Genomic DNA, 22333 nt, shown 5'->3' with positions numbered 1-22333 from the left:
AAACGGTATTTTATGCAGAGTATCGATTAAATTGCGCAAAAGCGTGTGAATCATTATTTTTTAAGTAATAATACGCCATCAAACTTCCATAATTTTCCTGCATCAATATAACATCGATTATCATCATATTGACGTTACTATTGGGTTAAAAATAACTAGAGATACCATGAAAATACTGACCACTTTAATCACATCATTAACGTTAATACTAAGCACCTTAGTAAGTGTCAACGCTATCGCCACAACCTTTACTTTTACCGCGATCCCTGATGAAGACGAATCTCAATTAAGAACTCGTTTCGAAAAAGTAGCCTTGTATTTAGAAAAGGAACTTGGCGTCAAGGTTAAATACGTACCGGTAAAGTCATACTCTGCCGCCGTAACAGCCTTTAGAAACAACCAAGTTCAACTCGCTTGGTTCGGTGGTTTATCTGGCGTACAAGCCCGACTTTTAGTGCCTGGATCACAAGCGATTGCTCAAGGCTATGAAGATCAGTTTTTTAAGAGCTATTTTATCGCTCACCACAGTACGGGGTTAACGATGAACGACAATTTCCCTGATATAAATGATAAAACCTTCACCTTCGGCTCAAAAGGCTCAACATCAGGTCGATTAATGCCACAATATTTTATTGAGCAACATTTAGCTAAAAAGCCACAGCAAGCATTTAAACGTGTTGGTTTTTCTGGTGACCATAGCCGCACTATTGCTCAAGTTCAAGCGGGCGCTTACCAAGTTGGTGCTGTTAATTATAAAGTATGGGAAAGTGCACTTAGCGCAGGAAAAATAGACACCAATAAAGTCAGTGTTATTTGGGAAACCCCTACCTACCCTGATTACCAATGGACGATACGCGCCAATGTTGATGCGGAATTTGGCAAAGGCTTTGCGAATAAAGTGCAGGCGGCACTTCTCAATATGAATAACCCAGAGCTACTTAGTAGCTTTCCACGTTCTTCTTTTGTCAATGCTGAAAATAAAGATTTTGAGCCAGTATTAACAGTGGCTAAAAAGATAGGACTTATCGATTAATGATAACCCTCGACTACCTAAACCTTTATCATCATAAAACAACCAGCAATAATACAGGTAAGCGTAAAGGGGCTGCTCAAGTCATCTTTGATCTAAGTCTGACGATAAATAAAGGTGAAAAAGTTGCGATTATTGGTCCCTCTGGTGCAGGAAAAACCTCGCTACTGCACCATTTTTATCAGTGTTTACAAACCAGCGCAGCGCTTTGTTCTCAGCGCCAAGGCTTAGTCGATAACTTAAGCATCTTCCACAATATATTTATGGGTGCTTTAGCTCGCCACCACTGGTTATTTAATCTTATTAACTTAATGAGACCTTTTAAACAAGACTTACACGATATTGGCCTACTTTGTCAGCAGTTAGAACTAGATGAGCCCTTAGACAAGTCAGTAGATAAACTTTCAGGTGGGCAAAGACAACGAGTCGCATTAGCAAGAGCTTTATATCAGCAGCAAGATATATTTCTTGGCGATGAACCTTTTTCAGCACTTGACCCATTAATGGCGTCAAGAATACTTGAAATAATATTAGCTCGCCACAAAACTGTCATTATGGTTGTACACGACCGTACCTTGGCAATGAACGCTTTCGATCGTGTTATCGCCTTAGATAAAGGTCGGTTGGTACTCGACAGCAAAAAACAGTCCATTAACCAACAGCAGATCAGCAAACTTTATCAAACTGACGCAGTCGCGTAGGTTTATTTTATGGCGTTGCGACAAAATACAGTTTACCCATTAGGATATTGGCAAAAAGTCACCTTATCAATAGGGTTTATCGCCTTAGTTATTATTCCTTTTGCTGATATAGAAATTGTTACTTTCGACCCTTTACTTGAGTTATCGCTTATGGCTCAAGGTTTTATTCACGCTGACTTTTTCGCCACTGAATACCTGTTTCAAGCGATAATTCAAACCCTTAACTTTGCCATTATTGGTGTATCTTTAGGACTGCTGCTCGGCGCTCCTCTCGCACTCATCTACCCACACCCTTTAGTATCTGGCTGCTGCGCTTTTTTACGCGCAATTCATGAGATTTTTTGGGCGCTGTTATTTTTACAAGTTTTTGGTCTTTCTCCAATAACAGGCATTTTAGCGATCACTATTCCCTTTGCCGCCACTTTTGCTCGGGTATTTCACGATATAATCAATCAATCGTCAGACAATCCATTAGAGAGTATTGACAGCAGAGCAGATATTATTAGCCGCTATACCTATGGCAAAATAGCTCAAGTTTTACCGCAACTTATCACCTACACACGCTACCGTTTTGAATGTGCGCTGCGCAGTAGCGCTGTGCTGGGATTTATTGGTATGCCAACACTGGGTTATTATTTAGAAACCGCTTTTAAACAAGGAAACTATAGCGAAGGCGCTGCATTACTGATGATATTTATTGCGCTTATTGGCACGATTCGTTATTGGTGCCCTCCTAAGTTATTAGGGGTTTACCTTATTATTGCTTGTATAACATTGGTAGAAATTCCTACGCTAGATAGCAGTTTACTGATACGCTTTATTAGCCAAGATATTATTCCTCCTGCGTTAGTAAACACCTTAAGTTTTGCCGACGTGCAATGGTCATTACTTTATACTTGGTTTAGCGATATTGTTACGCTACAGGCTTTCCCTGGGGCGATATCGACCCTAACTTTAGCCTTATTAGCATTAGCGGCTAGCCACTTTGTTAGCTTAAATGCCCATGTCATTGCAAGTAAGCATTTATGGCCCGCCCCGCTTGCGTATTTTGGTCAGTTCATTTTACTTATTGGTCGTTCAGTACCTGAATACATATTAGCGTTTATTTTTTTAATATTACTTGGCCCGTCGATGTTACCTGCTATTCTTGCCCTAGCCATACATAATGGTAGTGTTATAGCCTACTTAACGGTTCGACAAAGTAACGCCATAGCGCCCCCCCTGATGCAGATAAGCACGTTAAATAAGTTTAACTACTACATAATGCCAAGCATTTATCCCAATATGATGGCTTTATTGTTTTATCGATTCGAGATTATCGTCCGTGAAACTGCCGTGTTTGGTATTTTAGGTATTATGACATTAGGTTTTTATATCGACAGTAATTTCAGTGAAATACGCTACAGTCGTGCATTAATTCTTATCATCTGTACCGCTTTACTTAATGTCGTCATCGATCATATTTCAATGCGGCTACTTAACTCCCACAAACAATCGTTAACGACATAAGCTAAAACCAACACTTATCGATTTTGCCATTTTATTACAAATAATTAGCTATTCAATAGTCCTTAAAAAAAAATGATACCTGTGTTTAAATTAAACCTTGGCGCTTAATATGAGCTTCCATTAAAAATATTACCCTTTAATTACAAGTATTAAGACAAATTGAAGGTTTTAATTCTCAGTGATACTATTGAGATGATATAATAAATGATTAACGATTAGCAGTAAGTCCTGAAAGTGCTGTTGAATTAATGTATATTTATCATCCTCTTGATATTTTTATTCTATTGAGAAGTGATATCAAACTAATTTATCCATTCACAACCTATTTGAATTCTTAATAATTAAAAACTTATGGCTACAAACACTTTTACACCTGAATTACTTGAAAAACACTTTGCCAAAAATGAATGGAAAAAAGGAACGCGTATTTTTCAGGCGAATGGCATTAAAACCTGCGCCCTTGATGGTGAAATAATTCGTGGTGTCGTTTACAGTGAACGCTCTCGCCAAAGCACTTATTTGACTCGTTTAGTGCTAAATATTAAGAATGATGGTATTGCCAGTTATTGCGATTGTTATATTGGTCGAGATTGTAAGCATGGCGCAGCGTTAGCGCAGTGTTTTATTCACGAACATTTTGACCAAAACAGTATTGCGACTTCTGAAAAGGTCATTGATAAATGGCTTAGTCGCTTTCAAGCACAGCCCAGTAGATATCAGCCCAATAGCCAACAAAAATCGCTATTGTACTTTTTAAAGCCTAACAGTTATAACGAAGATGACTATTTCACTTTAGGTATAAAATCAGCTCGCCCCAAAAATAGTGGTGGATGGAGTAGTTCACTTGGCAGCGAGTTTTCTGCCAGCTCGTTAATAAATAGTGCTTATGCTAATAACGATGATGTTGCTGTACTTACCGAACTTATCCGTACTAATCAGTATGGCGATAACATCAAGTATTTTGATTTGTTCGAACGTATTATCAAAACTAATCGCTGTTTTTGGCAAACAAGTTACGACTTAAATGAAGCGATCACTTTGGGTGATCCCATAGAAGCCCAGTGGCAGTGGTTAGCCCTTGATAACAAGTTACACACCTTAAAACTTGTTTTCATGGAACCCTCGACCAATATTCTTATCATCAAAGCACAGCCACTTTGTTATTATGATGAAAAGAATAATTGCTTTGGGAAAATCAATACCAATACACAATGTAATTTTGAGGCAGACTTACTCAATTCACCTATTTTCGAAGAAGACAAATTACCTTGGGTCATGAATAAGTTATCTATGTCGTTAGGTGATGCTGTGCAGCGTTTACCTAAACCCAAAACAGAATACTCACAAGAGTTGACCAAACCAGAAGTACATTTGCACTTTTCAACCCCCCGTGAAGCAGATCCACAATCAGGTTTTGTAAAGGTTAACTTTTCCTACCAAGGAAATTTAGTCAACCCACATAATGAGAGTGTTACGGTTACCCCCAAAAACTCAAGTGAAAATGATAACGAAACTGAAACTGATAAAAAAATAAAACTGTATCGAGATTTAACGTTTGAACAAGCGGTTATCGATAAGTTGACGACGTTAAAATTTACCGTTCAGCCCAAAGCTAAGCGTTATACTTTCACCAATGAAGACTATTTAAATAAAGATAAAACGCCTAAATTTTCGATGCTAATGCAAGGGCGCTACCTTTGGCATCACTTTTTGCATCAAGAAGTACAACCACTTAAGAATTTAGGCTGGCATATAACTTTTACCGATGATTTTTATTATAAGGCGCTCGCTACCGACAGTGTTTTTGATGCTGAAGTTATTCAAACCGATGACCATGACTTTTTCTCATTAGGGTTAAACTTAACCATTGATGGTAAAAAAATGCCGGCATTTCCTATTTTGCTTGGCGCGATTGAACAACTCCCTAAATCGGCGTTAGTTGACCGCGAAAAAGAAAAACTTATTTCGCCTGATTCACCTATTTACGTTGACTTAGATAATGGTGACTTCGTTGCCTTGCGTTATCAAAGCGTACAACCGATATTGAAACAGTTTATTGAGCTGTTTATGCCCAATGCTTTAAATAAAAATGGCACTATGGAGCTATCACGTTTTCAAGGACATCAAACATTATCAATGTTAGATGACCAAGGAATGATAGCCACGGGTACCAGTAAGTTAAGAAGCTTAGCTGACAAACTCAGAGACTTCCAACAAGTGACCACGGTTCCTGTGCCAGAAGGATTGAATGCGACCTTAAGAACATATCAGCATCAAGGGCTAAATTGGTTGCAGTTCTTACGCGAGTATCAATTAAATGGTATTTTGGCTGACGATATGGGTTTAGGTAAAACGATTCAAACCTTAGCGCACCTATTAATTGAAAAACAACAAGGCCGCCTTACTAAGCCCGTGCTCATTGTGGCACCAACCAGTGTTATTTTTAACTGGGCAAATGAAATAGAGAAATTTACCCCACAACTTTCTTATCGCGTTTTACACGGCAGTAAACGCCAGCAGCATTTTGATTGTTTTGAAGGACTTGAGAATCAAGTTGATATTATCATCACCAGCTATGCATTGATTACTAAAGATTTAGCGCTTTATAGCCAGCAAAAATTTTATTATCTAGTGCTCGATGAAGCTCACTATATAAAGAACACTAAAACAAAATTATACCAAGCCTTTTTGACCCTCAAAGCGCAACATAAATTATGCTTGACCGGTACACCTATGGAGAATCATTTAGGTGAGTTTTGGGCACAATTTAATTTCTTATTACCGGGCTTTCTTGGTGGCCAAAGACAATTTACTAAACTCTTTAGAACACCGATAGAGAAGCATGGTGAGCAAGAGCGTAAGCAGTTATTAAACCAACGCATCAAGCCATTTATTTTACGCAGAACGAAAGATAAAATAGCCACTGAGTTGCCGCCAAAGACTGAAATCATTCAAAAATTGCGTATTGAAGGTCAGCAAGCTGAGCTTTATGAATCAGTGCGTTTAGCGATGGACAGTCGTTTAAAAGATATCATTGCTGACAAAGGCTTAAAGCGCAGTCAGATAGAAGTATTGGATGCATTATTAAAACTAAGACAGGTTTGTAATCACCCTAAATTATTATCGCTTGAAGGCGCTAAAAAAGTAAACCAATCAGCCAAGCTTGACTACTTAATGGAAACGCTACCTGAGCAAATTGCTGAAGGTCGCAAAATATTAATTTTTTCTCAGTTCACCAGTATGCTTGCTTTAATAGAAGATGAGTTGGTGGCAGAAGGTATTGATTTTGTTAAACTAACTGGTTCAACGACCAACAGACAGGCCGTGGTAGACAAATTCCAAGAAGGTGAAGTGCCGGTATTTTTGATTAGCTTACGTGCTGGTGGTGTTGGCTTAAACTTAACCGCTGCCGATACCGTGATTCATTTTGACCCTTGGTGGAATCCTGCCGTAGAGAATCAAGCAACTGACAGAGCGTATCGAATTGGACAAGACAAACCTGTTTTTGTTTATAAATATATTATAGAAAATTCAATAGAAGAGAAAATCCAAAAAATACAGCAAAATAAAGCAGAACTTGCTAAAGCTTTATTGTCTGAAGAAGTCAGTGATAATAAGCTGAGTTTAACAGATGATATTTTAGGCTCGTTGCTAGCACCGCTAAGCTAATTTGAAATAATAGCCATTACATTGCATAGAGTTGATGAGAATAAGTAGAGTCATCAACTCGCTTTTAATGACACGTCATTGCTTTGAATACCGCTAACTTGCTATCTTACTTATCGGGGTAAACTACTCTGTCTCTTGATATTACGGGTTTGGTTACATATTGAGCAGGGGTTACTCAGGTATTAAAAAAGCGCCTCAAAATTAAATATCATTAGACTGTCTGAGGGTAGCGTCTAATTCAATCACACTTGAAACTTGGTTTCTTCCTGCTTTTTTTACGCTATACATGGCTTTGTCAGCAGCTTCTAGTAGAATTATTCTATTAGATTGACTATCGGGAATAGTTGAAGCTAAACCAATACTTATCGTGACATTAAATGTATTACCCTCATAATCTAAAGGAGTACTTTCAATTGAAAGTCTCATTTTTTCTGCCAGTTCCTTGGCATCTTTAGCGCTATATCCTGAAAGTAATACCACAAACTCCTCACCTCCAAAGCGCGCAACGAGATCTGTCGACCGCTTAATATTTTCTTTAATCACTTTAGCCACATGTATTAAGCAAGCGTCTCCACATAAATGCCCATGGTTATCATTAAATACTTTGAAGTGATCAACATCTATCAGCATTAATGCTGTTGATATTTTATGTCGGCTACCCATTTGCCATTGGCGTTCAAATTCACTGTTAAAATATCCCCTATTAAAAATATTTGTCAGTGAGTCAATTTTGTTGAGTTGTTCTAAAATTTTGTTCTGTCCATCCAGTTGAGTTTCAATTTCAAAAGAGCGGTTATATTCACCTGAAGAGCGAATGCCCATTAAACCAATGAAGGTTACATAGACGAGGATCATAATCGCATAAGGGAGTTTATCCTCAATGATAAAACCCGCTATTATTGATGGAACTAGAAGTATCCCTAAATTCAATAAAGCTAAAGGTATTCTTGGTGTCAGTGCAACAATGGCACTGCTGGCAATACCACCGATAGCCAACATAGTGACATGTAAAATAGGGGTGAAACGCGGGTCATATATCGCTAAACCAAAGAATAGGCTTAATACACTTGCCTGTAACAATGATAAAAAAGTAAAGCAATTGCGCCACACGTTAGGAGAATAATTATAAATAGCATCGCTAAAAAACCAGTGAGCAAGGCGCACTATACTAATTGCCAGCATGCTTAACGCAAAAGCTAAGGTCAAAGCAGGCTCTTCGGTGTGAAAATCAAATGGCCAAAATACAGCCGGTAACATCACCGCATAAACAAGGATGCCTGTCATCGAACGACGTCTAAGATCCATATCAATACGTTGTTGAATGTCTGGCAGTTTTTTGATGTTTAGCTCCTGTCGATAATTAGCTTTATATGTAATCGTCTATTAATAAAAAGCTAATAGTTATTTTTTGTTAATAAATTTAAGTGTATACGCTAGGATAATAATGGCGAAACTTTTTATCATTTAACGAAACCAGCCCTTACTGGCAAAAATATAAATACCACAAGACATCGCCACACCAACAAAGAAAGTCACTTCATAAAGGGTAAAATTCCACGGGCTGTCAATTAAGTTCATTCCCATTAGACCACCAACCATGGTGGGGATTAAGGTTATGGTGGTGATAACAGCCAGTAACCGCATTACCTTATTCATTTGAAATGAAGACATATTAATGCGCAGTTCAACTAATGCTGCCAGTGTTGTTACTAAGTCATCGGCACTATCAAATAATCCATCAACGTCATCGGCTAATACCGTCAGGATAGGTCGAGGCATCAATTCAAAACTTTTAATTGCAAGAGGCTTTTCTGCAAGTTGGTGAACCACTGACGCTAAATGCTTAAGGTTACCCCTAACATTGGTAATTTCATTACGCAGTCGAAACGTTTGGTCTAAAAAGCTTTTATCACCTAATTGTTTTTGATGCTTATCTAGGTATAAAAGCGTCTGTTCTAATGTGCCAATAACATCGGTGTATTGTGCGACAAGAACACGAATAAGCGCACTTGTCGCTTGCATCAGAGGCGGTGCAGGTATTCTTACCTCCATTAAATCAACTGTTATTTCATCTACTAACGATGATTCTGTCCCAGACAAGGTAATAATATTATTATTCGCGCCCAATAAAAGAATAGGACTTCGTTCTATGGTCGGCACACTATCATCGGACTGTTTTACCACCTTGGGACTCCAGAGAAAAATGGCGGTGTATTCATCCATTCGCTCTATTCTTGGGTACAACGAATGTTTAAAGAGCATATCTAAGGCAGACTTAGGGGCTTGAAGAATCTCCGCAACCTCTGTGAGTTGCTCAGAGTTGAGCCCTACAGCAAATAACCAGTCATTACTTGACGACTTTAATCGCTTTACAACATTACCCCAAGTTAATTCAGTGTAGCCACAAATATTTTTATCTACTAACGAATAGGCGCTAAAAGACTGTATTGGTGGTGACGATACTGTCGAAACTTTATTGTTATCTAAGGACATAGCAAATTTCATTCGAACACCAAATAAAGCCATTCGGATGAATTTAAGCAGTCTTAAAGCAGGAATATTACGTAAATGTTCATTAGCCATAGGGATCAAAGATAACAAGCCCGTACAGATGATGAATAAATCTAAGATACGCCACGGATCCAGTAAAAACACACGGCGACTTGATGCTAAAACAAAGTTAACGCCGTATTCAACGATGAAAAGGGCCAGGATCCCCCATTCCAAAAAAACTTTCGCTTGAGAAAAGCGCTCATTAGTCGCAACGACTGTTGGCGCAAGAGCAATGAAAAGTGAAATAAGCGCTAAAAAGCCCATGACACGTTCATTGAGCAACAAGCGAATTTTTGATGTTATAAAGATACTCTCATCCACCTTAGAATTAATTAAGTGTTAATTGTATTATTAAGGCTAAAATGTGTAAACACATTTCAAAACAGAACAGTAAGTGCATTTCAAGTTCCCTCTTTTCGTTGTGATTTTCACAGCAAAGTTATCAGTAATAATTTAAATTATGGGCATCTATTTATCTTGAAATAACCTATAGTCATAGTCTTAAGGATAAAATAATGTTTATTAATTAATTGGTTAACATACATTAACCGTTTCATTAATAAATATATAACAACATCATAAGCAATTAACTAAACGATAAAGAGTGTTTAAAAGTTTTTCATCACAAAGTGATATAAACGCTAACAAAGCTCACTATTTAAAAGAAAGTATCACGGGTGAAAGACTGCCAAAATAAAGATTATAATAATGGATTAAGTAATTATGTCACGATACGCAAATTTATATAAATCTCCTCTATATCTAATCACTGCAGCCGTAGTGCTATTTTTAATTGGCTCAACAATAATAGCTTGGTATAGCCTTAACAAAGTTGAAAATACCCTAAAAACACAAGCAATAGAAATTTTAAAGGCCAGAGTGAATGTCAGTAATGACTTACTAGAGAATGGCTGGGTTAGGTCTCATTTTAACAAGGTAAAAGCTTGGTCAACCTCACCGATTGTTGTCAAACAAGTCAAACAGTTAGTTGCGGCCCAAGCAATTGGCGACTCTGCTGCGGTGACAAAAGCCACTGGTAATTTAACTGCTTTTTTAGAACCTTATCTTCTGGCTGAGGAAAATGAAGGGTTTTATGTTATTTCCCCTGACTATAATAACCTCACTGCCAAGGTTGCTGGCTTAATTGGGCAACCCAACATAATCGCTAAACAATACCCCAAAAAGCTTGTTGAAGTTTTCAATGGTCAGCTCGTTTTTATTCCTCCGCTTTTATCAGAAACCCCTTTAGTCAACATTCAGGGAAAACTACAGCAAAAATATCCAACAACTTTTATTATTGCGCCAATACTTGATAATGAACAACAAGTTATTGCTGCGCTCGCCATACGTTTAAATCCGTTTGGCGCTTTTTCTTCGACAGTACAGCAGCACAGTTTTTGGAAATCAGAGCAAACATACTTCTTTGACACCAAAGCTCGTTTATTAACCGCCAGTCAATTTGAGCCAGAACTTAGGTCCGAGGGAAGACTAACGAAAGAGCAATCTAGCGTCTTAGCGATATCATTAACGCTTCCGTTGAAACCAACGACTAGTGAACAAACGCAAGCCCCCATTTATACAAAATTGGCTCAGTCGGCATTAGAAGGCAACACAGGTTACAGCGAAGAAAGCTATTTAGATTATCGTGGCCAGCCCGTATTAGGCGCTTGGTTGTGGAACAGTACTTTAGGCTTAGGTATCGGCGCAGAAGTCAGTGAAGTGGATGTATTGCAATCTCAACAGAAAATAGTACATGGCTTTTTCTGGCAGCTATTGCAAACGGTGTTATTGAGTTTGTTTATTTTAGTTATTGCTTTTTATTGGCAAAAACGCAGCGCAGCTGCCATCTTCGATTCAGAGCAGTACCTTTATTCTATGCTTAATAACGCTCCTGATGCCATTATATCCTTTAACGCAAAAGGGGAAATAATACGCTTTAATAAAGTCGCTGGCTTACTGTTTTTGGTTGATAGGAAAGGCGCGGAGTCGATGTTTTTCAATGACTTTTTTATGAAAAACGAACAAGAAAACTTGCAGGAATGGATCAAAAACATCATTAATGATAGCAGTGTATGTGACAGCTTCAGAATTATGCGGGCTAAGGCTAGTGACAGTCGGGAATTTTCAGCTCGTGTTGCGATAAGCAGTCATAAAACTACTCAAGATAATATTTTTACTGCCATTATTTCTGATTTAAGCACAATACAACAATTAGAAGGAAGACTGCTGGTACTAGAAAGTGCTGTTGAACAAAGTCATTCAGCGATATTGATCACCAATTTGATTGGTAAAATTGTCTACGTCAATAAAGCCTTTAGCGAAACTACCGGCTATTCAAAAACAGAAGTTTTAGGGAGAAATGCCAACCTGCTAGATTCTGGACACAAAAACACCGATAAATATCAGCAGCTCTGGCAAAAAATTATTGAAGGCCAGCATTGGAGTGGTCAATTATACAATAAGAAAAAAGACGGTAGCTGTTATTGGGGCACTACCGACATTACCCCCATTAGAGACCGTAATGGTAAAATAGATCATTTTCTTGCGATAAATCAAGATATAACAAGGCAAAAGGCCAATGAAGATAAGCTACTAAAACAGCAGCTTTTTTTAAAAGAGGCTGAACGTATTGCTCATTTGGGGTGTTGGGAGAAAGATCTTAAAAACGATATCATTTACTGGTCAGACGGCATGCACAGATTAATAGGTATTGAGAAAAATTCTACGCCTTTGACTTCAGAGCTTATTGTAAACCTTGTCCATCCAGAAGACCGTTATCAATTTAGAATACACCAACTAAAAGCCTTAAATAAGTTAGAAGTTTATAACTATGAATGCCGAATAATATTAGCTGATAAGCAATTAAGGTATATCAATACATCAACTGAGGTTACCCGTGATGAAAGTGGCGAACCATTAAGTATGCTAGGTATTGTCAGAGATATAACCAACATTAAACAGAATGAAATAGAGCGTGAAATACTTGATGCTGAAAAAGAACAATCTCGTCAAGCGACACTCAATGTGCTGCTTGATGTTAAATACCAACGTAACAGAACAGAAAAGACATTAGCTGACTTAAAAGAATCTCAGCAAGAATTAGAACAAGCACGTTTAACAGCAGAAGCGGCAAGCGACTCTAAGTCGCAGTTTTTAGCAACAATGAGCCATGAAATTAGAACACCGATGAATGGTGTTGTTGGTATGTTAGAGCTACTGCAGCAATCAGAACTAGATGATGATCAATACCATTTAGCCAATGTTGCCAAAGATTCAGCATGGGCGTTATTACAAATCATTAATGACGTGCTCGACTTTTCAAAAATAGAAGCGGGGAAAATGACTTTAGAGTCAATACCGTTCACCTGGACAGAGATTATTGAAGGCGCTGCAGAGTTACTATCATCGCAATTACAAAGCAAAAGATTATTGTTGGTTTGTTCATCTAATCATCATATGACTGAGTCAATGCTAGGCGATCCCATTAGGTTAAGGCAAATTGTACTTAATTTATTAGGTAATGCGATTAAATTTACTCACAACAATGAACAGCCGCAAAGCCTTATTGAGGTTAAGCTTGATTATTTAGATAATAGCCAAAACAAAAAATTATTTCGATTAACGGTTAAAGATAATGGTATTGGTATTAGTGAGGATCAACAAGTTCATTTATTCGATGCTTTCACACAGGCAGACAGTAGCACTCATCGTCAGTTTGGTGGCACAGGACTCGGCTTATCTATTTGCTCAAAGTTAACCACTATGATGGGAGGACAAATAAGTTGTCAAAGCGTGATAGGTGATGGTACAGAATTTCATGTCGATTTACCTTTAATAGCAACTGAAAATAAAAAGACATCGACCCTGAGCGTAAAACTCTATCATTTAAATATTTTACTCATTGCTTACGATGGAATTACCGATAATATCTTGCACAAAGGTCTAACAGAGCTTGGCGCACATTGTCATTTAGCACCAAGTTCGCCAACAGAATTAAGCAAGCTTATTTCTGCTGAAAATTATGATCTTATTATTATTTCAGCAGAACAAGTTATTAGCCTTTGGCCAGAAGTTAAAATGCAGTTACCCAACAACAGTGATGAGGATATTAATATACTGATCCTTGAAAGGTGGCATGACTTCGACTTACCCTTTTACCCTGAACACGCGACAACTATTGCCAGTAATCCGTTTTTACCACAAAAAATATACTGGGCCATTGCCCGTATTATGGATCAAAAAAATCCACTTATAAGTTGTCTAAAGCAAGATATTAAGACGTTATCTATACCCAGTGTTACTGAAGCACAAGCCAGTAATAAACTAATTTTGATTGTTGAAGATAATGTCTTTAATCAACAGGTATTAGAGCGTCAGCTAAATCTATTTGGTTATGCTGTGATCATTGCCAACCATGGTGAAGAAGCCTTAACTAAAATGACGCAATATTCATTTTCCCTGATCATGACAGATTGTCAAATGCCGATCATGGATGGTTTCGAATTTGCCCAAAAGGTGCGAGAGAATGAACAAGGCGGCACAACACAGATACCTATTATAGCAATCACCGCTAACGCGATGCGAAATGAAGCCGAACACTGCATTAAACTTGGCATGAATGACTACGTGACTAAGCCAATGAAGCTAGATAGCTTAAAAGCTTTACTCAGTAAATGGTTAGTTGAAGAAGAACTCGAAGATGAATTTAAAATAGAATCACCACCTGAATTGACCGATGAACAAGTCACTAAAATGATAGCAAAACCGGCAATAAACATCTCAGCATTGGTTGAATGCTTTGGTGATGATAAAGAAGCGCAACAAAGCTTTTTACAATTTTATCAACAACATAGCAAACCATTATTCGCTGAATTAGCCGTGCACATTACCGATAAAGATTGGCAGAGTGTAATGGAACTGGCACACAAGCTTAAATCTTCAACCCGGGGCGCTGGAGCGATATTACTAGGTCATTATTGTGAGCAATTGGAACAATTCGCTAAAGAAGAAAATACACAAGAAATTATAACGTTAAGCCATAAACTTTATGCTGAGTTTATTCGAGTGTCTGACGAGATAGCGGCAAACTTTTAGGCCATGTTATGGCGTTTGTCAGTGATTATCTATAGCGGTGACTGAAAATATTGTTATAAACGTTTTCATCAATCACACGTCGCTACTGAATACTCTTATTATTTAGCGTATTAATTGCTGAAAACGTCGGCCACTTACCCACGGCACGAATAGTTAACTGAGGGTTGTGATTGTTTATCTTTTTTCAATTAAAGGAATGTTATTTTCCTTAAATAGCTTAGCAACAACGCCTTGCGTTAAAGGTTTAATGAGATAACCTTTTGCGCCTAGTTCAATAGCTTTTTTTACTATTTGTTTATTTTTATTACCGGTTAACATAATAAGTGGCGTATCAAAATTTTTGCCGTTGCCCTGTTTCATTTGTCCTAAAATATATAAACCATTGGTATCGGGTAGACTTACGTCGAGTAAAACGATATCAAAACGTATATTATTAAGACAAATTAAGGCCGTTCTACCGGTACTAGCGGTTTGAACGTTGAGTTTATACTTGTGCAACAGTGTATTGGTTAAATGTATGCTAATGGGATCATCTTCAACCAATAGAATATTAATAGCGGCTGATTTATTATCCCCTTGTATCTTATCTAATTCTTTTACCGCATCGGCGTTACTTGCATTATAAAGCTTATTAAAAGAAGTTGGTGGATGTACTTGCTCGCTTTTATCAGATTGAGCCGCTTCATTACTTTCTTGTGCTATATTTTCCACGTCACTGATTAATCCACTGAGCAAGTCTAATGCTTTACTTTGCAGTTCCACCAGCCTAGGTCGAATTTCGTTTGAACGTATCGACGCTAAAATATTCTTGACTACATCAAGATTAATATTAACATTGTGTTTGAGTTTAATTTGCTCTGTTGCTTTACTGATAGAGTGTTCAACGTCGGTAATACTCTCTTCAAAAGACAACCTAAGTCTTTCTTTCAGCTCTAAGCCGTGCAGTACCGTTTCTCTAATTTCTTTTGCATATGACTCTTTGTTATAAATATAATCTAAGGCAGCATTTTTTTTGAGACCAATGCCCAGCTTAGTCAGTAAATTAGAACAAACAACAACTGCACGTTTTTTCTCATAAAGCGGATTGGTAATTATATAGTCATCAATAATATCGTTATCATAAGCTTCATAAGCTTCGTTTTCTTCCCTTGCAGAAACAACAGAAACAATAAAATGTTCGCACGTTTGTCCTACTAAAACTGATTTAAGCGAGCTGTAATAGATCATTAAAGATCGTTGAAAAGAGGTTGCGTCGATTAAAATTATTTTAGGCGTTTCATCTTTAAGCTGTTTCTCAAGCTCCGGCAAAGCAGTAACAACAAGTACTTTATCAAAATGTTCAATCAACACCTTAATTAACAGCTCGCTATCTTCACGTTCGGTCGTGTATAAAATAATATTATGATGCTGCACTATAACTCCTTGACTCAACTATCTAATGCTAACCTTGTAAGAGTGTAAAACTTGCTTAGCAATATTGGCCACTCGACTTTATCAAAGTATAAGTGAGTATGTAAATTTCCCTGCTCAGGTCAATACAATCTAACACTGTTGAGCATGCTTTGGATACATTTCATCTTATCAATTAGATTAATATATAAATAAGCTAAATCAAGGATATAAAAGAAGCAAAAGTGTGATTAACAGCTAAGGTGTACGGGTTAATTTGAAAACATCACTTTCATCAGCAAATTTTTAATAACATCATAAGATTCATCTTCAAATTTAACGCCAAAATAATCAATCGTCGGCGATGACTTAATATTGCAAACAATACCTTTTATTGATGTGATGTCACTTAAGGCCTTGTCAGTAATAGCGAAGGTAATGGTATCTTCTTTGGTGATAACAACATTTTCTTCCTTCTTGGCACTTAATAAACAGCCTTCTAATGAAAGATTAACCATAATACCTTTTAATAACGAATTATTGACCGAAGCTTCAATATTTAATTGTGTATCAATTCGCGTTTCTTTTCGTAGCGGTCGTACGGCCACCTGTTGCGGAATGTTCAAGACAATCATTTTTGCTGGAACAGTTATCGTGCGCTCTATACTGGTAACAAAAGCAACAACCGCGCCTTCATGCTTTTCTACGATACTTCTAACGGTGCAGGCTACCCCTTGATTAATATTGCCAGTAAGCTCAACATGACGATTTAAATCGGGTAATTGGATCAACATAAATTGCTTGGGTAAAAAACCAACAAAAACACTTTTAAATTTTATTTTTTTACTGGGGGGAATTGAGACTTCGACAATAATGGCAGAGCCAGGGGTTAGCATTGATAATGACTTTGTTACATCTTCTCGAATCATTGATAGTTCTCCTAGTAAGCCATGCCCTGTAGAGGTTTAAATTGATAAGTTAACTTATCAACTCATTCATTGCAGGTTATTAATTGTGTTAAAATTAAATATATCATCGATTTTCATACTATCAATATTTATTAGCCACAAAGCGATAAAGTTTTAATAATAATATAATTGACTGCAAGTTTTTAACGCTATTAAGCGCAGCAACACTTTATAAATAGGCTTTATAGCCTATTGTAACCGCTGGTAGCTTTTAAACTATCGGCAAAAGGTTATTTACTGATGTTTTTAACCTTCATATTAAGCTATTGTTAAAAGGTAATGAGCACGCCACTATCGGCTTTTAATAAGCTAATTAGTTAATATTTATTAGTATTTTTATTAGCTAAACCGTGAAACATGTAAATTTTATAAAGAGTCTTATTGATGATTGAACTTTTTCGCAACATGAAAATTTCACAAAAAATCCCATTATCTATTAGTGTTTTTATTATATTACCTTTAATCATCTCCCTTATTGCAATAAATTCAACGAACACCATTAACAAAAACGGTCAAGATATTTATGATAATTATTTTGTCAGTTTTGTTAATCTTACCGACGCTCGAAAATATTTATATGAAGAGTTTGTACTAATAAAAAGTCATATTCTTTCTCCTGACGATAAGTCTATGAGAGACACTGAGCAAAAAATCAGTAATGCATCAGTCAACTTCCGTGCTTCACTGACTAAATTTGAACAAACATTAGACAGTGGCGAAGAAACCAAACTACTCTATAAATTCAAAACTCAATTAACAACGTTTGAGTTGTTAACCGAGCGAATTATCACTTTAAGTAAAAGCAACCAAGATATTGCTGCAGATAGACTAGCTAATGAAGAATATGGCGTGCTTTTTAATGACATGCAACTCAATATGGCAGGTATGCTAGAAACTAATATTGATGGAGCTCAAGCCCTATACAACAGTAATCATCAACATCATCAAACTACGCGTTCTCTTATTATTTTGGTTACCGCTATTATTATTGCCATTGGCTTATTTATTGGTTGGCTATTGATCAGCACAATATTAGAGCCACTGCTTAAAATACAGTGCCATATAGCAAGTCTTACTCATTCAGGTGATCTTCTCCTTCAACTCGACATTGAAGGTAAAGATGAAATTAGCGAATTAGCTGAGTCATTTAATACTATGCTTGAGTCATTATTTCATGCACACAACAAGCTCATCCAAACAGAGAAACTAACCTCTTTAGGTTCACTAGTTGCAGGAGTTTCTCATGAGATTAATACGCCATTAGGCATAGCTGTCACGATAGGCAGTACAATCAAAGATAACTTTCAAAAGTTTTCAATTCGTTTTAAAGAAAAAAAAGTAAAACGTTCTGACTTGGAAAGTTTCGAAATAGAAGTCAATGAATGCTTAGATATTTTACTGAATTCTTTAGACCGAGCTGTTGTTCTCATTCAGAGTTTTAAGCAAGTGGCTGTTGACCAAACGAGTGAGGCAAGACGTATATTTTTCTTATCTGATGTCGTGGACGAAGTGATCCGTATACATCACCATAAAATAAAACGCCTAGGGATAACCTTCGACTGCGTAATTGATAAAAATATAGAGATGGACAGTTTTCCAGGTCCTTTGGGGCAAGTGATGACTAATTTATTTAATAACGCCATTATTCATGGTTTTGAAAGTACAGACTCTGGCATTATCGCTATATCAGCTTATCTGAATAATTCAGTTGTCATTATCAAAGTAGAAGATAATGGTAAGGGCATCCCAAAAGCGTTTATTGACAAAGTTTTTGAACCTTTTTTTACCACTAGGCTTGGTGAAGGAGGTTCAGGTTTAGGCCTGAGCATCATCTTTAATATTGTCGTCAATTTACTCGGTGGTAAAATTAGAGTAGCCAGTACATTAGGAAAAAACACCTGCTTTACCTTAGAATTACCTTTGGTTTCGCCCCAAAAGATAACAAAAATTAATGATAAAGATTAACTGTACTCGCTATTATCTTAAACACGTTTAAAATAATCAGCTAATTTTTTCTCTATCTAAAACAAGTTAACCGCACAAGATTATCAATGGCACGCTTATTATGGTTTTTGATAAAATGCTACTTGGCCTCGTCCTGAAGCTTTAACTTGGTACATCATGTCGTCTGCCTTAACCATCAATTCGTGGAGTACCTTAGCGTCTTTAGGGGCAACAACAATACCAATACTTGCGCCTACCTGGCATTGCATATTATTTGAAATATGAATGGGCTGCTCTATCTCAACAAGAATATTATTGGCTTGTTCAAGCATTAACTCTTGGTCAAAGTTCGTCAACTGACGGGCAACAATAAATTCATCCCCTCCCCATCGAATACAGAGGTCTGTTGCCAAGTTAAAATGCGCTTTAAGACGTTTTGCTATTGCTATTAATACCTTATCCCCCGCTTCATGGCCATAAGTGTCGTTAACAGGTTTAAATTTGTCTAAATCAATCATCATCAACACTAAACTTTGTTGATTTTCTAAACAATAAAGTAAGGCATTATCTAATTTTTTGTCGCCGGAGCGTCGATTAAGTAGATGGGTTAAAGGGTCATGATCCGCTTCAAAACGTGTTTGAAATTCTCGTTCTGCTCGTTCAGTAACGTCATGTATTATCACTTCAACTAAATTACCTTGTTCACTTCTGCGCTCATTGCTGCGCTGTTCGGTTAATTTTGCGAATAAACAGTGCAGCCATAGCGTTTTATTGCCGATGCGGCATTCTATGTCTAGAGTGACTTGTGGACGATTCTTGTCGGCGCGAATACTCAATAACAACTCTTCGAGTTTGTCGACATTATTTAATAAAGTTGGAAAGTGTAAAGAGGCCAAGTCTGTCTGTCCTGCAACACTGAAGTATTGTAAAAATGCTGGGTTGAAAGTGGTAATGGTGTTTTTTTCATCGAGCAAACAAATTCCAGCACTCGCTTGTTCAAAAATAAGCCTGAATTTACGCTCTAACTCTTGAGTTTTTTCGCGCAATGCTCGCTCATTACTAATAGTAAGATGTAACTCATGCATTAAAGAGTTTATACCTTTTGTTAATTTACCAATTTCATTTTTGGCACCTTGCTTCACCAACAACATCCGCATTGTTTTAGGTATACTAGGGTTGATGGTAGTAAAGCTATCGGTTAACTTTTGAATAGGCTTAGTTAGCCATCTGTGCACGATCAGAGAGACAAAAAAAGCAATAATGATGGATTGTATTAGTATCAATGCCACTTCTTTTTTAAGTGAATTTTCTACCTGTTGTTGAATATAATTATTGTCTGGATAAACAGTAAGTGTGCCAACAAGGGTATCATCAATAAAAGGATGGATTAATTGGATAACTATGCCATCTTGTGGTTTGTTAAGAGCACCACTGGAAATGCTCATTTCGCCCTCGCCGGAGAGTCTAGCCCCTTGAACTAAATCATTACTCAACAAACCACTAATAATTTCCTGTCCGAGCTCGCGATCATTTAAATAGGCAGATATCGTCGCAGTTTTTGCCATCGTTTGGGCTAATTGTTTAACAAGCAAATAGTTAGTATCTTTCTTTTCTTGAAGGCCAGCATAATAGGACAACGTTGAAGAAACCAACGCAACTAGCACGGCAACAATAGCGATCGCCAATGGAACTCTGACATAAAGATTTTGACTAATTTTCATTAAATCGATAAACCACTTTTACAGCATCAGTGAGCTGGTCTTTAGGTATATAACCAATTGAATATGGTGAACTGTATAACTTGTTCAAAGCGTCTTCAATTGAAATAGCCGCGATCGGCGGTTTAGCTCGCCCAGAGAACAGTAACCTTGCCCAGTAAGCGTTTATTTTTTGCTCGTTTTTATTAACTAATTGCAGATAAAAGTCATTCTTCAATAGTGATTCAGAGGGCAAATCTAGTGGCTGTGCCATTTCACCGTCAGGAAAAGTTAAATAACGCCCCATATAAATGTCAATCACTTCGCGCTTAGATAATGAGTTAATCGCATTGTCTTTATTGACCACAACAACAAACTCGGTACTCACAGCATCAAAGTTGAAAATAGCCAATCCAATCATTAATAACAGGGGGTTTTTCATCATTAAAACACCATGTTCGCACTAACAGTAAACACATTAATTCTATGCTCTTTTTCAACATTTTCCGGATCACTTATCCCCCATAACCCACCACCAAAAGGTTGAATATCAAAGTGATCAATTTGCGCTTTAACGATCAAATTTTCTGACGCCTGCCATTTTACGCCAACATTAATTGAATGTTGGTGCACCACTAATCGGTCAACAGCCTCTTTTGAAGCAAGTGCTAACTGTTGTAATGGAAAGGTTACTTGTATTGGCGTACCAGGAAGAAATTGGGGCGCAGTAACTGTGGTTATCTTATGGCGGTTCTCTGAAATAGAAACACTGGAAAAAAGCGTCACTTTATCTAAACGATAACCAACACTCACATAGCCATTAATATTTGATGAAGCAACCAACCAAGGAGACTCTGAAATACCTATTTCAGATTGAATTAACCAATTATCACTATCGTAGGTTAATCCTAAAGCAGCATATTCAATACTATGGTTTTTTGTGTCAAAACTTGCTGATAGCGACGCTGCTTGCGGCCACACAGGAGCTGGCACAGAGTTTAATAAATCAATAAACTCATTTAATGCCTCGAACTTATAGTCCCCGGCATCGGCTTGTGATACAGAAAATCGCATGGTCCAAGCATCAAGTACGTAGGTTGCGCTAAAAGTCATTAAATGGTCAAAATCAATAAAAAAGTCTTGGCCATTCGCTTTTAATTTTGCAGTCGTGTTACCCGCAGCCAATTTTAACCGTAAAAAACCATCATTAATTGATTGGCTGTATTCAATATCTACACCATCAAATTTTCCCGCTGTACTTGCAAAAGAGTAATACTCATGTGGCGGACGTACCCACAAATAAGCGTATCCCACGTGCGGGTACTCTGAAAGTAAATAAAGGTCACTGTTTAATCTGCCCGCACGAATAGCCCAATTACGAGAAGGACGGTAGCGCAGAAAAGCTAATTCGAGGTAATTTTCAAAGTCTGTATTCCCGTGATCTTCTAGGACAAATTGCACAACAGAATCCCAGTTTTTATCTAAGGTTATATTAGCTTGCCCACCTAAAATTGAGTCACGGGTAGCTGACCAGCCTGTATCGTCAATATTCAAATAATTGGGACTAAAAGCAATATCAGGATCGTCACTATAACTAAGGGCTAAAGAGGCAAAACCACTAAATTCAACTTTTATGTCATCGGCACAGGCATTATAAGTAATGCCTGTGAAAACTAAAGCTGTGGCGATAATAAATCGATACAAGGTAGCAGCCTTTTTTCGTTTGATAATATTGAAGATATTAATGATAACAGATAGCTCATTTATTTGCCTATTGTT

General features: G+C 37.3%; 13 protein-coding genes. 6 read left to right on the top strand and 7 right to left on the bottom strand.

Annotation, left to right across the window (positions count from 1 at the left end; all coding sequences use genetic code 11):
* Window positions 1–166 precede the first annotated feature (166 nt).
* The 4 genes from H4J56_RS09165 to H4J56_RS09150 all read left to right on the top strand — a co-directional run bounded on the left by H4J56_RS09165 (window position 167) and on the right by H4J56_RS09150 (window position 6909).
* The gene (locus H4J56_RS09165) at window positions 167–1033 is read left to right on the top strand and encodes a putative selenate ABC transporter substrate-binding protein (RefSeq protein WP_182214184.1); all 867 of its coding nucleotides are present in this window, start codon (window positions 167–169) and stop codon (window positions 1031–1033) included.
* Window positions 1033–1731, top strand: coding sequence for an ATP-binding cassette domain-containing protein (locus H4J56_RS09160; RefSeq protein WP_182214182.1), 699 nt, complete (start codon window positions 1033–1035; stop codon window positions 1729–1731). Before H4J56_RS09165 ends, H4J56_RS09160 begins: the two co-directional genes overlap by 1 nt.
* Before the next feature lie 9 nt (window positions 1732–1740).
* Window positions 1741–3240 carry an ABC transporter permease gene (locus tag H4J56_RS09155; RefSeq protein WP_182259215.1) on the top strand — a complete coding sequence of 500 codons (1500 nt, stop codon included), beginning with the start codon at window positions 1741–1743 and terminating at the stop codon, window positions 3238–3240.
* Between the two features lie 351 nt (window positions 3241–3591).
* Window positions 3592–6909 (top strand): DEAD/DEAH box helicase, encoded by a 3318-nt coding sequence (locus H4J56_RS09150; protein WP_182214179.1) that lies wholly within the window; start codon window positions 3592–3594, stop codon window positions 6907–6909.
* Window positions 6910–7110: 201 nt separating this feature from the next.
* Here H4J56_RS09150 and H4J56_RS09145 read toward each other — a convergent pair whose 3' ends face one another.
* Window positions 7111–8214, bottom strand: coding sequence for a GGDEF domain-containing protein (locus H4J56_RS09145; protein WP_182214177.1), 1104 nt, complete (start codon window positions 8212–8214; stop codon window positions 7111–7113).
* Between the two features lie 159 nt (window positions 8215–8373).
* Complete coding sequence (locus tag H4J56_RS09140) at window positions 8374–9783, bottom strand: CorA family divalent cation transporter (protein ID WP_182214176.1); 1410 nt, start codon at window positions 9781–9783, stop codon at window positions 8374–8376.
* Between the two features lie 402 nt (window positions 9784–10185).
* Between H4J56_RS09140 and H4J56_RS09135 the strand changes: the two genes are divergently transcribed.
* Window positions 10186–14556, top strand: coding sequence for a PAS domain S-box protein (locus H4J56_RS09135; protein WP_182214174.1), 4371 nt, complete (start codon window positions 10186–10188; stop codon window positions 14554–14556).
* A gap of 174 nt (window positions 14557–14730) precedes the next feature.
* On the opposite strand, the gene H4J56_RS09130 is transcribed toward H4J56_RS09135, so the two are convergent.
* Window positions 14731–15969, bottom strand: coding sequence for a response regulator (locus tag H4J56_RS09130; RefSeq protein ID WP_182214172.1), 1239 nt, complete (start codon window positions 15967–15969; stop codon window positions 14731–14733).
* A gap of 248 nt (window positions 15970–16217) precedes the next feature.
* Complete coding sequence (locus H4J56_RS09125; protein ID WP_182214170.1) at window positions 16218–16874, bottom strand: PilZ domain-containing protein; 657 nt, start codon at window positions 16872–16874, stop codon at window positions 16218–16220.
* Between the two features lie 423 nt (window positions 16875–17297).
* Between H4J56_RS09125 and H4J56_RS09120 the strand changes: the two genes are divergently transcribed.
* Window positions 17298–18878, top strand: coding sequence for an MCP four helix bundle domain-containing protein (locus tag H4J56_RS09120; RefSeq protein ID WP_182231314.1), 1581 nt, complete (start codon window positions 17298–17300; stop codon window positions 18876–18878).
* A 98-nt stretch (window positions 18879–18976) separates the two neighbouring features.
* Here the strand turns inward: H4J56_RS09120 and H4J56_RS09115 are convergent, their stop codons facing one another.
* Genes H4J56_RS09115 through H4J56_RS09105 form a run of 3 tightly spaced genes read right to left on the bottom strand, consistent with a single transcriptional unit; the run spans window position 18977 to window position 22258 of the window.
* Window positions 18977–20578: a diguanylate cyclase domain-containing protein gene (locus H4J56_RS09115; protein ID WP_182214167.1), complete on the bottom strand. Its 1602-nt coding sequence runs from the start codon at window positions 20576–20578 to the stop codon at window positions 18977–18979.
* Window positions 20568–20999 carry a hypothetical protein gene (locus H4J56_RS09110; RefSeq protein WP_259364614.1) on the bottom strand — a complete coding sequence of 144 codons (432 nt, stop codon included), beginning with the start codon at window positions 20997–20999 and terminating at the stop codon, window positions 20568–20570. Before H4J56_RS09110 ends, H4J56_RS09115 begins: the two co-directional genes overlap by 11 nt.
* A complete protein-coding gene (locus H4J56_RS09105; protein WP_220465929.1) occupies window positions 20999–22258 on the bottom strand; it encodes a hypothetical protein in 1260 nt (419 codons plus the stop codon). Before H4J56_RS09105 ends, H4J56_RS09110 begins: the two co-directional genes overlap by 1 nt.
* Between the last annotated feature and the right edge of the window lie 75 nt (window positions 22259–22333).

Source organism: Colwellia sp. BRX8-4 (assembly GCF_014077345.1).
GTDB lineage: Bacteria > Pseudomonadota > Gammaproteobacteria > Enterobacterales > Alteromonadaceae > Colwellia_A.
The sequence above is the reverse complement of the archived record's forward strand: the minus strand, read 5'-3'. Positions and strand labels throughout refer to the sequence as shown.